This is a genomic window from Paenibacillus marchantiae (assembly GCF_028771845.1).
GTDB classification, from domain to species: Bacteria; Bacillota; Bacilli; order Paenibacillales; family Paenibacillaceae; genus Paenibacillus; species Paenibacillus marchantiae.
Genome location: NZ_CP118270.1, coordinates 4,779,987 through 4,796,096, shown reverse-complemented (window position 1 = coordinate 4,796,096; position 16,110 = coordinate 4,779,987). Strand labels below are relative to the sequence as shown.

At 42.8% G+C, this 16,110-nt stretch carries 12 protein-coding genes and 2 pseudogenes; 12 read left to right on the top strand and 2 right to left on the bottom strand.

The features are described 5' to 3' along the window. The first annotated feature begins 600 nt into the window (after nt 1-600). The 5 genes and pseudogenes from PTQ21_RS21680 to PTQ21_RS21660 form a co-directional block, all read left to right on the top strand. Entirely contained in the window at nt 601-747 is a 147-nt protein-coding gene (locus tag PTQ21_RS21680) for a hypothetical protein (protein WP_274567095.1), read from the top strand. A 226-nt stretch (nt 748-973) separates the two neighbouring features. Continuing rightward, nucleotides 974-1,255, top strand: a complete 282-nt coding sequence (locus PTQ21_RS21675) for a hypothetical protein (RefSeq protein WP_274567094.1) — start codon at nt 974-976, stop codon at nt 1,253-1,255. 206 nt (nt 1,256-1,461) lie between these two features. Beyond that, entirely contained in the window at nt 1,462-2,130 is a 669-nt protein-coding gene (locus PTQ21_RS21670) for a copper amine oxidase N-terminal domain-containing protein (protein ID WP_274567093.1), read from the top strand. A 91-nt stretch (nt 2,131-2,221) separates the two neighbouring features. Further along, nucleotides 2,222-4,318, top strand: a complete 2,097-nt coding sequence (locus tag PTQ21_RS21665; protein ID WP_274567092.1) for a CAP domain-containing protein — start codon at nt 2,222-2,224, stop codon at nt 4,316-4,318. Nucleotides 4,319-4,533: 215 nt separating this feature from the next. Further along, nucleotides 4,534-4,859: pseudogene (locus PTQ21_RS21660) on the top strand (elongation factor G); the annotation flags it as partial. A 727-nt stretch (nt 4,860-5,586) separates the two neighbouring features. Here the strand turns inward: PTQ21_RS21660 and PTQ21_RS21655 are convergent. Further along, a complete protein-coding gene (locus PTQ21_RS21655) occupies nt 5,587-6,366 on the bottom strand; it encodes a nuclear transport factor 2 family protein (protein ID WP_072732981.1) in 780 nt (259 codons plus the stop codon). Between the two features lie 195 nt (nt 6,367-6,561). On the opposite strand from PTQ21_RS21655, the gene PTQ21_RS21650 reads away from it, so the two are divergent. The 4 genes from PTQ21_RS21650 (at nt 6,562) to PTQ21_RS21630 (ending at nt 9,812) form a co-directional block, all read left to right on the top strand. Beyond that, a complete protein-coding gene (locus PTQ21_RS21650) occupies nt 6,562-7,167 on the top strand; it encodes a TetR/AcrR family transcriptional regulator (RefSeq protein WP_072732980.1) in 606 nt (201 codons plus the stop codon). Nucleotides 7,168-8,104: 937 nt separating this feature from the next. Then, entirely contained in the window at nt 8,105-8,716 is a 612-nt protein-coding gene (locus tag PTQ21_RS21640; protein WP_274567090.1) for a hypothetical protein, read from the top strand. A 91-nt stretch (nt 8,717-8,807) separates the two neighbouring features. Then, complete coding sequence (locus tag PTQ21_RS21635) at nt 8,808-9,044, top strand: hypothetical protein (protein WP_063563801.1); 237 nt, start codon at nt 8,808-8,810, stop codon at nt 9,042-9,044. A 450-nt stretch (nt 9,045-9,494) separates the two neighbouring features. Beyond that, nucleotides 9,495-9,812: a hypothetical protein gene (locus PTQ21_RS21630; protein WP_274567089.1), complete on the top strand. Its 318-nt coding sequence runs from the start codon at nt 9,495-9,497 to the stop codon at nt 9,810-9,812. A 36-nt stretch (nt 9,813-9,848) separates the two neighbouring features. On the opposite strand, the gene PTQ21_RS21625 is transcribed toward PTQ21_RS21630, so the two are convergent. Continuing rightward, a complete protein-coding gene (locus PTQ21_RS21625) occupies nt 9,849-11,450 on the bottom strand; it encodes a response regulator (RefSeq protein WP_274567088.1) in 1,602 nt (533 codons plus the stop codon). A 286-nt stretch (nt 11,451-11,736) separates the two neighbouring features. Between PTQ21_RS21625 and PTQ21_RS21620 the strand changes: the two are divergent. From PTQ21_RS21620 to PTQ21_RS21610, 3 genes and pseudogenes are all read left to right on the top strand, one after another. Then, nucleotides 11,737-14,019: pseudogene (locus tag PTQ21_RS21620) on the top strand (beta-glucosidase). Nucleotides 14,020-14,196: 177 nt separating this feature from the next. Then, nucleotides 14,197-15,426: a sensor histidine kinase gene (locus PTQ21_RS21615; protein ID WP_090950153.1), complete on the top strand. Its 1,230-nt coding sequence runs from the start codon at nt 14,197-14,199 to the stop codon at nt 15,424-15,426. After that, entirely contained in the window at nt 15,416-16,066 is a 651-nt protein-coding gene (locus PTQ21_RS21610; protein WP_072732972.1) for a response regulator, read from the top strand. Before PTQ21_RS21615 ends, PTQ21_RS21610 begins: the two co-directional genes overlap by 11 nt. Nucleotides 16,067-16,110: the final 44 nt, after the last annotated feature.

Genomic DNA, 16,110 nt, shown 5'->3' with positions numbered 1-16,110 from the left:
CTTTCTTAGTATCAAAATACATAATAAAAATGTCACGCTAGAGATAAAGTACTTAATTTCAAGAATTGCGATTGGAATAAACAGAAACCTAGAATATCTTGGAGATTATGGAAGGGGAGACAGTGAATGTACAGTTATGAAGAAGAGTTAACATGTGTTGTCGAGGGATAAGAACATAGTCCCATTAAAGTCGCTATTTTAGCGGCTTTTTTATTTATCGGTACAAGTTCGTGTCCCGAGCCAAGGACAAGAACTTGTACCAATTTCCGATTATAAAAGCATTTAGCTAAATTCTTTTGTTCTCTAAGTCATTTAGCTAACGGGTAGTTCAGGTTAATAAATTCCATTTTATCTAGGTCAGTGAATAGATCTATAATATTATAATTAAAATGATGAGGAGTAATTTTAATGAAAATTATTGCTGCAACTAATTCGCACACTATGAATATATTAAGAAACATGACCATCATATCATAGAAAACTTAATATTACCGAAGATTAGGGGGAATAAGATCTATATTAAATCTATATTCTACAGGATGAAGAGCATAGTATCATTGGCTGGATTCGGCACAGCTTTTTTGGGACAACACACCTTTTATGAATATGATTTGGATTGATGATACATATCGAAATAAAGGATTAGGTAAGAAAGCAGTTCTTTTCTGGGAAGATGAAATGAAGAAGCCTTACCAAGGGGATAATATAACGAATAGAAACACAATGGGAGATAAAAGGGCTTTATAAGAAGTTTGAGTTATTTGCTTACTCTTTACATGTTAAAGGTGAAGAAAGACTGATGAAACATCGCTTAAACACTCTATATTTGGTAAAGGGAATGAAGACAGAACTGAAATGAGTCGATGAGATATTTATAAGTAAACTTAAGTGTATATTTTTGAAGGAGAACTACAGATGGATTTATTGATGTCGCTATTTAAAATAGCGGCTTTTTTTATTAAGGAGACTAAGCGTGTATGCAATCAGAGTTGGAAGTTCGGTTCAACGATATCGTTACTCGGGCGAAGCCCGTGGTGATTTTGCAGCAAGGATGATCGCCGTATTTCGCCCAGACGGAACACTGTTGGTGGAAGGACAATTCGCGATCAGGCGAACAAGCAGTTGGAGATTTGTCGAGGAAAAGGAACTTGTAATGATTACCGGAATGGACAAGAACATAGTAGCCAATTTTCTACTAGATACATATCTAATTAATTCATATAAAAAGTTAGGTTTTATTATACCAATGGGATAAAATACCTATTTATAAACTATTGTACATGGTAAAATATTCTTACTACTGCCAGGTTTTTTGATATTTAGGATTTGTTAGACCTATGTAAAAAAAAGATCCCGGGAAGTGATATTGAGAAGAAGTACATATGGAAAGCAGAGGGAGTTAGATCATGAAGAAACTGTTATTAACAGTAATAGTAAGTATATTGACTGTAAGCATGATAGGTGACGATCGGGCAGACTTCAGCACTCGTTGATGGCCAGAATAAAGACTATGGCACACAAATTATTTTGAAGCAAAACCGGACTTTCGTTCCCCTGCGTCTGGTGAGTGAAGGTCTTGGCCAGAAGGTAGAGTGGGATAAGATCGGTCGTTGGGTATGGATCGGTAACAAAGAGTTCCGTAGTACAGATGATAAGGCATTTAAGTTAACCCAATTAAGTGATTTTAAAGCATATACACAAAGCATTGAATATTATAAAAACCTGAAGAATGAAACTTACCCTGGCGTGAAGATTATCAAAGAGAGTGATTTACCCATCCAACTAGCGAATAGTCAAGTGGTATACAGCATCGATTTGGTAAAAGATCCTGTACGCAGCGGGAATGTGGTACAGATCAGAAGTAGTGTCAGAGGAAATCCTATCTCGTTCTTAGTAAAGAATAGTTTTGCAAAGGGGCGCCATGTGCTAGATGCTGCTTTTATAAATAATGGTGATAAAACAGGAATGAATAACTATCAAGTAGTGAGTAGCTTGGATCTCTTCCAATATGGAAAGTTCGTAGAGAATTATGATTACACCAAGTTCGAGCTTTCTTCAGCAGATTATATTCTTTTAAGCGATGGAGATTTGGACGAGTACGCTGTGGCCATCATCAATCCATTCAAGTAAGTGAAATGATTGGATGAAAAAGACTATCAGTTTGAAACTGACAAGTCGTTAGCAAGTTTCGTAAAAATGGAAAGACGAGGGGAGAAACACCATGAACGCAAGCAAACGCAGCAAAAACAACAGGCCGAATCGGGGGATCGGCCGGAGATCGGGGCGCAGGTGGGCAACCTGTCTGCTCGCCGCGGTCCTGGCCATTACGGTCGTCGTACCGGCTTATCCGGCAGAACGCGCATCCGCGGCATCGGCTACGACGGCGTCGCAGGGAGGGTTCACGCAGGATCAACTCGACGGATTGGCTTATCTGAACGAGATTCGGGCGAAGGTAGGCGTAGGCCCGTTGGAGCTGGATGCGAGATTGACGCAGGCGTCGCAGGCGCACGCGGCTTATTACAATACCACCCGCTTCGAAGGATTGTCAGCGCATCGGGAGGAGCCCGGTACGGCAGGCTTTACAGGAGCGACGGCCGGAGACCGGGGCAAAGCAGCCGGATGGCCAAACATTTCGGTCGCTGAAGTCATGTCTTTTGAAAAAGAAACGACAAGGGAAGCGATTGATTCCTGGCTAAGCACCGCTTATCATCGCAAGATTATATTGGACGGCCAGTATACATCGGTCGGCATTGGGTTGCAAGGTGGTACCGCGGTCATGAACCCGGCTTACGTGAAAATCCAGAAGAAAGACCCGGAAGCCAAAGTGTATCCGTATGACGGCATGAAAGGAGCCGACATTGGATTCTATGGATTGGAAATTCCAAATCCGCTTGACCGCTTCGGTGTTGAACACTCAGGTGGCATCATCTCGGCTACGGCTGGTCTCGCCATCGATTCGTTCGAAGCGAGCATCGTGGACTCGCAAAGGCAAGAAGTTCCGTACTACAGCGAACTGCAAGGCGATACGGTGTTTTTGTTTCCGAAGGAAGTGCTAGACGGGTACAGTGTCTATACGGTGAAGCTCGATTATACGCTGTATAAAGAGTCGCAGCTTCGCACCAAGACCTGGTCGTTCACGACTGGCAAAGGGCGCGCGATACAGGGCTTATCCACACAGTACGACGAATTCATGCTGAATCCGGGAAGCAAGCTGCCGATCGAGATCGTGGCCTCTTACGGCGACGGCACATATGGAACCCCGAAAACGCCGATTGCCTACTCCAGCAGTTCCCCTGCGGGTCTGAAAGTTTCGGCAGACGGCATGCTCGAAGGGGTTAAGCCCGGCAGTTACAAGGTAACGTTCAGCTCCGGGTCAGTGCGTGGCACGGTGCCGGTACGAGTATTCGAGCGTCTCAAGAGTAAGAGCTATCCAGCAACGGATCCGGCCAAGGTCAAAGATATCGCTGGACGCTCCGATCAAGTAGCGATCGAGTGGGCGCTTCGTTCGGGCGTCGCCGGAGCGGATACAAACGGCAAATTCCACCCGGAAGATTCCGTGAGCGAAGCACAGTTCCTTATCATGCTGCTGCGCACCTATAAAGTAGATGACGAATCATATGCTTCCAAAAAGAAGAAGCACTGGGCGGAAGGCGCCTACAACGTGGCGACGGTCCGCAACCTGTTGTTGTTTAGTTCTAGTCCTGGCAAAGGCGACTTTAAGGACAAGCCAATTAACCGCTATCGCGCGGCTGGCCTGATCGCGTCGGCGGACGGCGTGAATTTTGATTTTTCGAATGCGGTGAACTACGTGCTGGCTCATGATTATATGCGCGGAACCAAAGGCAACCAGAGCTGGATGTTCGGTTCCAACGATATCGTTACTCGGGCACAGGCAGCGGTGATCTTGATGCAATTGCAGTCCCGTATGAAGTATTTGGTCGGCGCACCTAAAGCGATCACATCCGAGAAGAAGCTACCTGAACGGCTGTTTCCGGAAGTGTATAACAAACCAGTGCTTGGCAACAAGATGTTGATTGCCGAATTCCGCGCGGACGGTACGCTGCAGGTGGAGGGACGATTCATGGAGCAGGCGAACAAGAAGCTGGAGATCCATATTAATCAACACCAGAATAATGGGCGAAGCGGGAAGATACTAGATAAAATTCCAGTGCAGACCGATTCCTCGGGGCGATTCTCTATTTCGTCCACAGGTACGTATGGAGATGCTATCCTGGATGTGAACCTAAGAACGGAAGAAGTCATCTATTACATCGGGGTCAAAAGAGGCACAATGAACGCGTCCGAGTATTCAAGCTAAGAAAAAAAAGTCCCCACGAACGCGTTCGCAAACTCAACATCAAAACACGAAGAAGCCTCCGACCTGGTTCGGAGGCTTCTTCGTGTCGAGAAAGCTTTCAGCGAAGTTGAACCGCAGGACAAGAACTTGTACCGATTACCGGAATGGACAAGAACATCGTCCGATTTCCGATTAGATGAATACCTAAACAAAAGACGATGTAGTTAAAACCCCAAGTACAGAAGGTGCTCGGTGCTTTTCGTACGCTGGAGGCGGAAGAGCCGTCTCTGAACGTCGTTTGGGATGAGAAATTGCAGGAGATTTCTATCCGCGTTATGGGATTGATTCAACTGGAAGTGCTGGAGCAGCTTGTTAGAGAGCGGTTTGGCTTTGCTATCCTCTTTTGGACAACCGCAAATTTTGTATAAGGAAACGATTAAATCAGCTGTGAAAGGGTACGGCCACTTCGAGAAATTAAGTGCATCTGTTGATTGAATCGAGAGAGAGGGGGAGCGGCATCACGTTCGATAGCAGATGTCATGCCGATGATCTGAATGTGTCGAGAGACAAGAACATTGTACCATTGCCGAAAAGGACAAGAACTTTGTGCCATTTCGGATTAGGTAGTCATCTAAATAGTATCATGATGGAGATCATGTGGCGAGTAAAAAGCACATGAATTTAAGAATTCGCGTGAATATCGATTTTTTTGTATCAGGAAATAGTTTTTTTCGGTAAAAGTTGAGGACTAGTTCATCATTGAAACGGTTAAGAACTTGGCACCAATGTTGATAAGAATCTTTATCTGTTTCATTGAGCAGCAAACGGGCAGATAAACATGATAGCAACATCGATATTATGATCGTAAAAGTAAAATAAATGTGATTTCAAATAACAGATATAAGGAAAGACTTCGTGCTGAAGCTATAAAAGAATATTACGAGCTACGCGTCTTACCGCAACAGTTTCTAGATATGGATATCGCGCAAGTGAATTTGGTTCCGGCGATACAGCGGGAATATGGATCTTAAAGAGATCTCGCGGTAACTTATTGAAGATACTCACGAGAGGATCGTTGAGTTAGGAATGCACCAGATTTTAAACTTTCCAAAGAAACGTTTATACATTTGATATACGGGAAAAATCGAACTAAGCAACGGAAATAACTGAGCGATTAAACACTTCTCAGCCTTAAGTTAGCATCACCCCAACAGGGCGAAGAAGAACGGCGAAAGACATCACCGTACTTAATTTGGTGATGTCTTTCATCCGATTCAGCTACACAAACTTCAGAATCTACTGTTTGAATTTTTTCGTTTTTCTGCCGGCAGTATGGCCTCGATTACGTCCCAATGCTCAGCGATCTTTCCATCCTCTACACGGAACAAATCGTAGAAAGCAGTATGTTGACCATCAAATAGACCTTCACTTACTGTAAGAACTAAATTACCTTGTCCGATTACTTGATGGACATGAGTATATTCAAACTCAATATTCTTCTCCTTCAGAGCTTGCAAAGCAGCGTGAAGACCGGAAAGACCGTCTGCAATATGCGGACTATGCTGAATGTAGTTATCTCCATCAAAGTAAGAAGCAAGCAGGTCAGGGTTCTTCCCGAGCAAGATGTTCTCAACATAGCTTTTGACAAATGCTTTGTTGGCATCCGTCTTGTCGATATCCTTAATCGTAATCGGTCCGTCAATCATCGTATGTTTGCTTGGTGTCTTCTCCACCATCTCTTGCAAATTGTCCCAATGTTCAACGATTAGTCCATTCTCAAAACGGAAGATATCATATACGATTTTAGGGCCGTGAAAATCATATACAGAATGAAGAGCAACATAATTTCCGTCGACTAAAATTCGCTTTATGCTTACCTTAGTACCAATCTCCTTTAAATGATCAAGTGCGCCAAGCATGGCTTCACGACCATCGAGTAAGGCCTGATTGTGCTGAATATATTGATCTTGATGAACGTAAGCCGTAATCGCTTCGGGGTTGCCGCTCTCAAAGCTTTCCAGTACGGCGACTGCCTTACGAACAAGCTCATTTTGATGGTTGGATGTCATTGAAATATCCTCCTTGGATTTTTTTAGTCATTAGATAAATAATGAACAATATGTTGTTTATCTATCTGATGCTCATTATAATAGAGGTTAATAGAAGGCTCAATATTCAATATTTTTAGTTTTGAAGTATAACAGACAACTCATAAAACTTTGTCGCTTAACGACCTAAAAATAAATTTAGGAGGAACGAAAACAATGAACAAGAAAACCGACCTAAGAATACTGCGCACGAAACAATCGATTCGAAAAGCGTTTTATGAGCTTATTCGGGAAAAGGGATATGAAGCGATAACGATCCAGGATATTGCCGACCGGGCTATGATCAATCGAAACACTTTTTATCTCCACTACCAAAATAAACCTGATTTATTAGATACATGTATGAATGAATTGTTGAGCGAATTAAAGGATGCGGTCGTTCTTTGTCCCATCAGCATGAATCCTTTCAGTATTTCTCTACTCGAAACCGTCATGCAAACTGTACTAAAACATATTTCCGTAAATATGACCTTTTATCATTCCATGTTAATTGAAGAGAATAGAATCTATCAGTTTCAAGCAAAAATGGAGAATATCATTAAAGATAAATTAATGGAGGGGAGGAAACCTGCTCAGGGAAACTCCCCATTAGCAATATCCAAGGAATTGCTGCTCGAATACCTCGGATCGTCTTTCATGGGGATTGTAATTTGGTGGATTAAAAACGATAAGCCCCTTCCTGCAGATGAAGTTTCATCTCAGTTTAGTAGAATCGTTGCATACGGGCATTTAAGAGCTGCCGGCATCGCCGGCGAGGAATAAAATTAGCTAGGATAGAAAGAGCATGGTTCAGCGCTGGGGCGTCTTTTTTAGAACCATGGTAACTTTCTAAGTTAGGAGGTTTTTGATCCTGACGGTAAGGCCATTGCATTCAAGTGAATGAAACCTTTTCGTAAGATAAGGAGATCATCTTGGTATCGAAAAGGATAAGTTCATCGCCTGGAGCAACCCGTAGGCAAGCAATATAGCTATGGAAAAGGCCCAGGACACTCCACAGAGCTCGAAAAAGTTAAAGCAGAAAACCGTTTCCTGAAGCAATAATTTGGAACGGAAGTGGAAGCTGAGGTCGTCATCGCCTGGATTGAATCCAGGTACTGTCGCGGGACAAGAACATTGTTCCACTGCCGAAAAGGACAAGAACATTGTGTCATTTCGGATTAGATTGTTATCTAAATATTATCATGACAGAATTTATGTGGCGAGATAAAAGCACAATTCGCTTTCTGAAGGTAAGAACTCAGTTCCATTGTTGAAAAGATTATTGTTCATTGAGTGTCGGATAGTCAGTGTATCCTTTGCTGACTGTCCTTACCAAAGAATGTTGTACGATCCGGTTCATTGAGTCGAACACCGGTTTTAAGTCTTTCAACGAAATCTACCATGTCGGTTTATCAATAAAGTGTTGGACCGAAGTTCGCGAAGTTCCTTCCGTAGTTCGTGCCATATAGATCGAAGGACAATTTCCCCATGATTGGATTACTTCTTGAAGTGTATCGCCGCAAAGACACCAAATGAGGTGCAGTTTTTTCTCCTAAATTCGGTTTGTATACGAAATTGAATACCAAATTGGATCGTCGATTTTGTTTAATTAACGATTGAATTACCGTAACTCTCCATGGATTGGTAACGTTTAGAATGTAAAGAGCATGGAAGTGTGGCTAAGAATAAAGAGCTAATAAAGAATGAGGAGTGAACAGTTATGAAAATGTACTCTAAGGGCGCCCTAATATCGGGTTTTGTGGTTTTTATCATTAGTGTTTCAGGCGGTCTGATAGTATCCCAGAATACAAGTGCTAAAAATACGATTAATCCAAGTCACATAACGCCTATCGACTATTCTGAAAATGAACATGGACTGACATTCGGAACAATTGAAGAGTCCAACTCCTTTAAGATACTACCTGACTTAATCTATGCAGGAAGTGTAAATGGCATTAAAGGGTACTTACTAAAAAAAGATTATCTCGGTGAACCTGGTGATGTCCCACTGTATGATGTTTATGGGAAAACCATAATTGGTTCTTTTCATATTAGCCCTATGAATATGAACTATCCTAAAAATAAAAAAGGACAGACATACGGTTCAAGCGCAGATGCTACTTCTCCAGAAACGGAACCTGAATTAATCAGTGCTATAGGTGAGGATGGCACTTCAGGATATGTGCTAAAAAAAGACTTAGATGGTGAGTTACCAAAATCACCCGAGGAAGCCATTGCAATACAGAACAGTAGATCACCAGAAGGTCTTGATATTCCGCTGTTTGATGTTGATGGTGAAACTGTAATTGGTGTGTTTCATGTTGGAGCCTAAAGAACATCCGAAAGTCCCTCATACCCATGATTGGGATTGGAATAAACAGAAACCTAGAAGTCCTTGGAGATAATGAAAGGAGAGACAGTGAATGTACAGTTATGAAGAGTTTATTGAGGATTTAAATCTTGGACATGAAGTCGAGTTTGACTTAAACGATTTCCACTTTTTAATCAGTTATAATGAAGATGGATGGTATTGCGTTAAACAAAATGAAGAAGTTCAACTTAGATATAACTCTGTAGAACAGTTAATATCAAAATCCAAAATTGAGGGCAAAACAATAAAGGAGTTATGGAACCATATTATCGTGACTAGTATATTTTGATAATTCTCTAGGGAAATAACATATTCCGTTGAGAATCGCTATTTTTTCAGCGCCTTTTTTTGTTTTATCGGAACAAGTTTTTGTCCCGAAGCAAGGACAAGAACTTGTACCGATTGCCGAAATGGACAAGAACATGTTCCCATACCGATTAGGTATGTAAAATATCGTTATTTTGCCCGTCAATCCATTAAACTAACGGGCAGGTTAGTTTAGTTACTTATGTGAAAGGATCGTGCAATTTTTTCGTAGAAATAAGCAAGTCCTTATTTGTATTATTTGCGATACTGTAACAGACCGTTGCAGTATTACAGACAATTAAGGAGGAACATAGATGAACACAATGAAAGCCGTACAGGTATTTGCAAAAGGGGAACCTATGCAATTGGTGGTAATTCCTATTCCAGTACCACAGGAAGGACAAGTCCTATTACGGGTTGAAGCATCGTTCTGATGGTTCTGCTGGCGCTTGTCTGTGTTGTGCCTTTGCTTAATGTTATTGCGCTATCATTAAGCTCAACCGAAGCAGGGATGTTTAGCCCAATGGGGAATAATGAAACCTTATTAGCCATGAAGCTGTTGTTTAGCAAAGACCGGAAAAGCTTATCGAAAGGAGATTGTTCGCATGATCGAAATTCCCTTGTTCAGGCGAGAAATTTCATGAGATCGTTATGGATTAACAAGGAATTCATGGAGAGTAATAAAAAAAAGGGGCATTCATCCATTTGTCGTTCTGAGGCCGGCCTTATGGCTGGCCTTTCAGGTATTTAGGGTAGCGTTATACTGATGGGTACTCTGTCATTACGTTTATCTGGTGCGGAATTCCTGTGGAGTACAACCATAGTGCTTTTTAAAGATTTTAATGAAATGCGGAGGAGCCATAAATCCGAGCTCCTTGCTGACATCTGCAATTTTCAAGTCGGTGTTTAACAGGAGATATGAAGCGCGCTTCATACGTAAATGATACAAATAATCTCCTATGGTTTCTCCGGTAACTGTTTTATATACCTTGGAAAGATACACTGGATGAAGACCAACATGTTCTGCGATCATCTGCAGTGAGATGCCCTCAGCAAGGTGCTCCTGAATATACGTCCTGACATTTGAAGTAATTTGCTCATGGGCATTCTTCAATTGATGAGAGGTCTTTTTCCGACGCAGATCAATCATTTTCTCTGCCCATATATATATTCGTTGGCTGGATAATTGGCTTTTCTTTCTGATTAGAACATCAAACTCTTCGCCAAGAAGCTCCTCAACCGTTGCTTCCTGTGACTTAAAGGATATGGAAAACGTAGAAGACAGATAGAGCAGAACCATAAATAATTGATCATGCGAAAGCTCTCTTCTGGCATCATTCAAAAATAATATTCTGGCAATTTTGCTGACCGCCTCGTCCCAGTTCCCCGATTCCAGCAGATTGGGCAACAAAGGGGGCTCGTGCAGATTAATCAAATTTTGTTGTTCATGAGATTCGGTGTCTTTTTTGTCTAAAGTAATGAAATAACTTTTGTTTTCGCCAACATTGCGGTTGATGGCAGACACGGAAGCCATGTACAGCTCTGATACAGATTCAGGAAAGGCATGCTCTTTACTCAAACATATCGATACTGCACCCTTCAGGAACTTTTGTACATTATTTTGCAGTCTGATCGCATAGGAATCTACCGAGTCGAGTACGTTACGGTCATTATTTTTTATTAGGAACACAAGGTAACCCTGATCCGTAATGCAGTGCCATAATTTAAAGGGATTCTGAAATACCTCTTCCGTTATATTGGAGACGGCGTACTCTAACAGCGATAAAGATCGGAGATCATAGCCGGAGAATTCTTCCTCCATTCGAATGACCATCATCTTGAACGGATCGGCCGATCTAAACGGGAGATTCAGCATACCCAGCCGCTCTGCAAGAATGTGATCGCTCATGGCTTTGTTCTGAAGAAGATCATTGAGAAGCTGGTTCCGAAGCAATGGCGAATTGGCGTGAAGGGCATGCTGTATTTGTTGAAAAGAGCTGATTTCTTCCCATTCGTGCTCGATATCTTGTATCGCAGCCGTTACGGAATGAATCAATTCATCGGTATCAATCGGCTTGAGAAGATAGTTCGTTGCCTGATACTGGACTGCTTTTTGGGCATATTCAAATTCATCGTGACCCGATAAAATAATACAACGTATTTTATGAGAAAACTTTCTAATCTCCAAAATCAGTTCAAGACCATCCATCTCAGGCATACGAATATCCGTAATCATAATATCAATCGCGTGTTTGGACGCAATGTCCAAAGCTTCAGCGGCAGAATATGCTCTGTGTACTTCCTGGATGCTGTGTTCTTCCCAGGGGATGGTCAATGCCAGGCTATCAACTACTGATTTCTCGTCATCCACAATTAGTAAATCGTACATAGTTTTTCCCCCTCTCACAACAAAGTTGACTGTACCACTTATTGTAGAGTGGAGGTGGACTCATTTCAATGGATGAGCACTCCAATCACCTCCGATCTTAAGATAACGATACTCATCTTTAGATATCCTTATCATTCAGATTGCGTTATGCAACATTAAGAAAGAGATATTTCAATCATTTTTTCTTTCCCGTAGTATAGACATGAAAGCTTAAACGCGCGGTGGGACATACAAGGATCTGCTGTTCATGAGGAGACCTGCCGGGAGATGAAGGAGTGTATAGAAGATGAATCGTGACATCAAACAACTGGTAAAGCAATTAACCTTGACTGAAAAAGCCGAGCTATGCTCAGGAAGTACGTTCTGGACTACACAAGCTGTAGAAAGGTTAGGAATTCCTTCGATCATGATGACAGATGGTCCTCATGGATTGCGTAAGCAAGCAGGCGAGTCAGATCATCTGGGTTTGAACGAGAGTGTTCCTTCAACCTGTTTTCCTTCAGCCGTTGGCCTGGCCAGTTCATGGAATCGTGACCTTGTTCAACTTGTAGGAGCGACGATCGGAAAAGAAGCACAGGCAGAAAATGTAGCCATTCTGCTCGGCCCAGGGGCAAATATCAAGCGTTCCCCACTTTGCGGACGCAACTTCGAATATTTCTCCGAAGACCCCTATCTGACTGGAGAACTGGCCGCTGCTCATATCACAGGTGTTCAGAGTCAGGGAGTCGGAACGTCTCTGAAGCACTTTGCGGTAAACAACCAGGAGCATCGCCGCATGACGACAGATGCCATTTTGGATGAACGGACATTAAGAGAAATCTATTTGACCGGATTCGAGAAAGCAGTCAAACAATCACAGCCATGGACGGTTATGTCTTCATATAATAAGGTCAATGGAACGTATGCTTCCCAGCATGAATACTTACTCACTACTATCCTGAAGGAAGAATGGGGTCATGAAGGTTTTGTTGTCACGGATTGGTCTGCGGTGAGTGAAATTGCACCAAGTATTGCAGCAGGTCTGGGGCTTGAGATGCCATCATCCAACGGAGAAGGACCAAAACAGATTGTAGAAGCGGTAAACCGCGGGGAGCTGACTGAAGAGCAATTGGACCGTGCCGTGGAGAGACTTTTAGGTGTCATTTTCAAAACGGTTGATAACAGCCGTCCCGATACCACTTACGACCAGGAACAACATCATCAGATTGCCAGAAAAGCAGCAAGTGAAACGATGGTTTTATTAAAAAATGAACATCAAATTCTCCCGCTAAAAAAACAAGGCAACATTGCTGTCATCGGAGAGTTAGCGGACAAAGTTAGATATCAAGGCGGGGGCAGTTCCCATATCAAACCAACCAAGCTGGATAGTGCCTTTGAACAGATGGTCCAGCTAGCTGGATCTGACGCAACAATAACATATAAGTCGGGTTACAACCTCAACTCTGATGAGAGTGCTCCGACTTTGGTAGCCGAAGCAGTTGAATCCGCAAGAGCAGCTGATGTCGCCGTGTTGTTCATTGGTCTGCCAGACCGCTATGAGTCTGAGGGATATGATCGAGAACATCTGGATATTCCGGTGAACCAGCAGGAACTTATAACAGCCGTTGCTGCTGTCCAGCCTAACGTGGTGGTTGTGCTCAGCAATGGCTCACCGATTGTTATGCCTTGGCTTAACAATGCAAAAGCTGTACTTGAAGCGTACCTGGGTGGACAGGCTGCAGGAGGAGCAATCGCTGATCTGTTATTCGGAGAAGTTAATCCCAGTGGGAAGCTCGCAGAGACTTTCCCGCAATCCTTAAAGCATAATCCATCTTCGCTGTTCTTCCCTGGTGATGGGGATCGGGTCGAATATAGAGAAGGCATTTATGTGGGTTATCGCTATTATAACGGCAAAGATATTGAACCTTTATTCCCCTTCGGTTATGGTTTGAGCTATACTCAATTTGAGTATTCACAGCTGAACGCAAGCCAAACGGAATTCAAGGATACAGATATAATCACTGTTACGGTTAACGTGAAAAACATAGGGCAACGGTATGGTCAAGAAGTGGTACAACTATATGTTCATGATCGGTAGACAACCGTTAGCCGTCCTGAAAAAGAACTGAAAGGTTTCGCCAAGGTTTCTCTTGAGCCGGATGAAGAGAAGACTGTTACTTTTACTTTAGATAAACGAAGCTTTGCGTATTACAATATTGACTTGAAGGATTGGCATGTTGAGAGTGGTGAGTATGATCTCCTGATCGGTTCTTCATCTCGTCAAATCATCCTGCAAAAGACCGTTCATGTAGAATCGACTTCACCTGAAATCATTCCAGTCTACGACCGTAACACAGCCCTGGGAGAATTACTCTCTAATCCGAAAACCATGGCTGTACTGGGACAATTGCAGGGATTTGCTCCACAAGGTGCTGAAAATGCCCACTCAGATGCAGTCTCTTCAGAGATGATTCAAGCATCCATGCGTTATATGCCACTGCGAGCTCTTATTCCTTTTACGGGGGAGGCACTTACAGAAGAGTTACTCTCACAGCTTCTTGCAGGCTTGAATGCAGCCGTGCGCCAGTAAAGAGTAGATGAACTAAAAAGCAGTAGACAAAGTGGAATCGTCCATAAGAATGACTTATGGGCGATTTTCTTATACTATTATTACATAGCAAGTTAATGATGTACGAAAGGGCATGCACTAAAGTACATATAACCCATAGACAATCCGTAATATAATGACTGGATGAGAGGTGATTCCATGAAAAATATGTCCAACCACCCCGGCTTCCTTCAATCAAGTATGGATGAGGATTATGACAAGATTACGTCCTCCCGTCTTCCCATTATCATATGGACCGTACTGGTGACCATCGTCACTGTCGCGTTACAAACTATGTCTGTTCCCCTCCTGGTGCCCACCTTGTTTTTTATAATGATTATGGTCATTCACATGTATCTGTACTGGCGTGTGAGCGATATTATCAACCGTTCCAAAGCACTATATCTGTTTATCCAGGGTGGCCTTATATTTGGGAGCTCATTCATAATGCCCGATGGGCTTCCCGTCATACTTATTGGCTTGATTCCAGTATTAATAGGACAAAGCGTGGCCATTTTTTTTGAAACCAAAAAGGTGGTTTTTGTAGCTTTTGTGCTGTATCTTTTCTTTTGCCTGATTACCTTGTGGGTCAAGGAGGTACAGGATCTTGCATTGTTTATTCCATTACTTATGCTTATGATTGTCGTTGTTATGGCTTATGCGCTCCTCTACTATCGGCAGGTTAATGCAAGGGTTCGTACGCAGACATTTCTGCGTGATCTGGAACTGACCCACCAGAAGGTGGAAGAGCTGACGCTGGCCAACGAGCGTCAACGAATGGCAAGGGATCTGCATGATACGTTGGCTCAGGGGCAAGCCGGACTGATTATGCAACTGGAAGCGATAGACGCATATCTTAGCCGAGGGAACATCGACCGAGCTCATGAGATTGTTTTGTCATCCATGGGACAGGCTAGACAGACACTGGGCGATGCGAGAAAAGCGATTGACGATCTAAGAACTAGAGCTACACCTGCTGTTAACTTTAACGAGGCGATTCATGATCAACTGCAACGCTTCAGACTAGCGACAGGAGTTAATGTCAAGTTGGAAGCTACAATAAAATCTGTTCTATCCGGCGCCAAAATGGAGCATGTATTGCATATGTTGAGTGAAACACTGACCAACGTGGCACGTCATGCGCAGGCGAGCGATGTATCCATAAATATTGGGGACAATCAGCAACAATTTCACATGGTTATTAAGGATAATGGAAGAGGTTTTAACATTGGCAAAATCGGTAAAGAGACAGGACATTACGGTCTGATCGGCATACATGAACGAGCTAGGCTTATAGGCGGGCAAATTCATATTGAGAGCAACAATGAAGGTACTACAATAGAGCTATCTGTACCTGTATTGTATGGGAGGAAAAATAATGAAGCATAAAGTTCTGATTGTAGATGATCATTGGGTGGTACGTGAAGGGATGAAATTGATTCTGGGAACCGATGACAACTACGATGTTGTCGGAGAAGCCGAGGAAGGAAACGCAGCCTTAGAACAGATGGAGGCACTGAAGCCAGACGTCATTCTGATGGATCTGAATATGCCCGGGGGGCTGAGTGGACTGGATACATTGAAAATCATGAACGAAAAACAGATTCAGATTCCTGTTATTATTTTGACCACATACAATGAAGACGAGCTTATGATTAATGGGCTGGGACTGGGAGCGAAAGGTTACTTACTTAAGGATACAAGCAGAGAGAATTTGTTCCGCACACTCGAGTCTGCTCTACGTGGGGAGACACTGCTGCAGCCTGAAATAACTGCCAGAGTATTTGCATATCGGGACAAGTCCGCGGTAGAAGAGAAACCGAAAAACGCACTATCGTTGACTGAGAAGGAATTAATCATTCTTCAGGCAGTGGCCCGGGGCCTTCGCAGCAAAGACATTGCTTTTGATATGGGTATGGCGGAACGAACCGTTAAGGCACAGTTGACCAATATCTATAACAAACTGGGCGTAGATTCACGTTCGGAAGCTGTCGCTGTATCCGTGGAAAAGGGCATCTTACATTTGTAAATACATTTTAAATTGATATATTATTTTCCATATCAATGGTCAGC

Bases quoted from the DNA above. Each gene is read 5' to 3' on its own strand.
- PTQ21_RS21680 (WP_274567095.1), top strand. From the start codon at position 601: ATGAATATGATTTGGATTGATGATACATATCGAAATAAAGGATTAGGT.
- PTQ21_RS21665 (WP_274567092.1), top strand. From the start codon at position 2,222: ATGAACGCAAGCAAACGCAGCAAAAACAACAGGCCGAATCGGGGGATC.
- PTQ21_RS21655 (WP_072732981.1), bottom strand. From the start codon at position 6,366: ATGACATCCAACCATCAAAATGAGCTTGTTCGTAAGGCAGTCGCCGTA.
- PTQ21_RS21650 (WP_072732980.1), top strand. From the start codon at position 6,562: ATGAACAAGAAAACCGACCTAAGAATACTGCGCACGAAACAATCGATT.
- PTQ21_RS21640 (WP_274567090.1), top strand. From the start codon at position 8,105: ATGAAAATGTACTCTAAGGGCGCCCTAATATCGGGTTTTGTGGTTTTT.
- PTQ21_RS21635 (WP_063563801.1), top strand. From the start codon at position 8,808: ATGTACAGTTATGAAGAGTTTATTGAGGATTTAAATCTTGGACATGAA.
- PTQ21_RS21630 (WP_274567089.1), top strand. From the start codon at position 9,495: ATGGTTCTGCTGGCGCTTGTCTGTGTTGTGCCTTTGCTTAATGTTATT.
- PTQ21_RS21625 (WP_274567088.1), bottom strand. From the start codon at position 11,450: ATGTACGATTTACTAATTGTGGATGACGAGAAATCAGTAGTTGATAGC.
- PTQ21_RS21615 (WP_090950153.1), top strand. From the start codon at position 14,197: ATGAAAAATATGTCCAACCACCCCGGCTTCCTTCAATCAAGTATGGAT.
- PTQ21_RS21610 (WP_072732972.1), top strand. From the start codon at position 15,416: ATGAAGCATAAAGTTCTGATTGTAGATGATCATTGGGTGGTACGTGAA.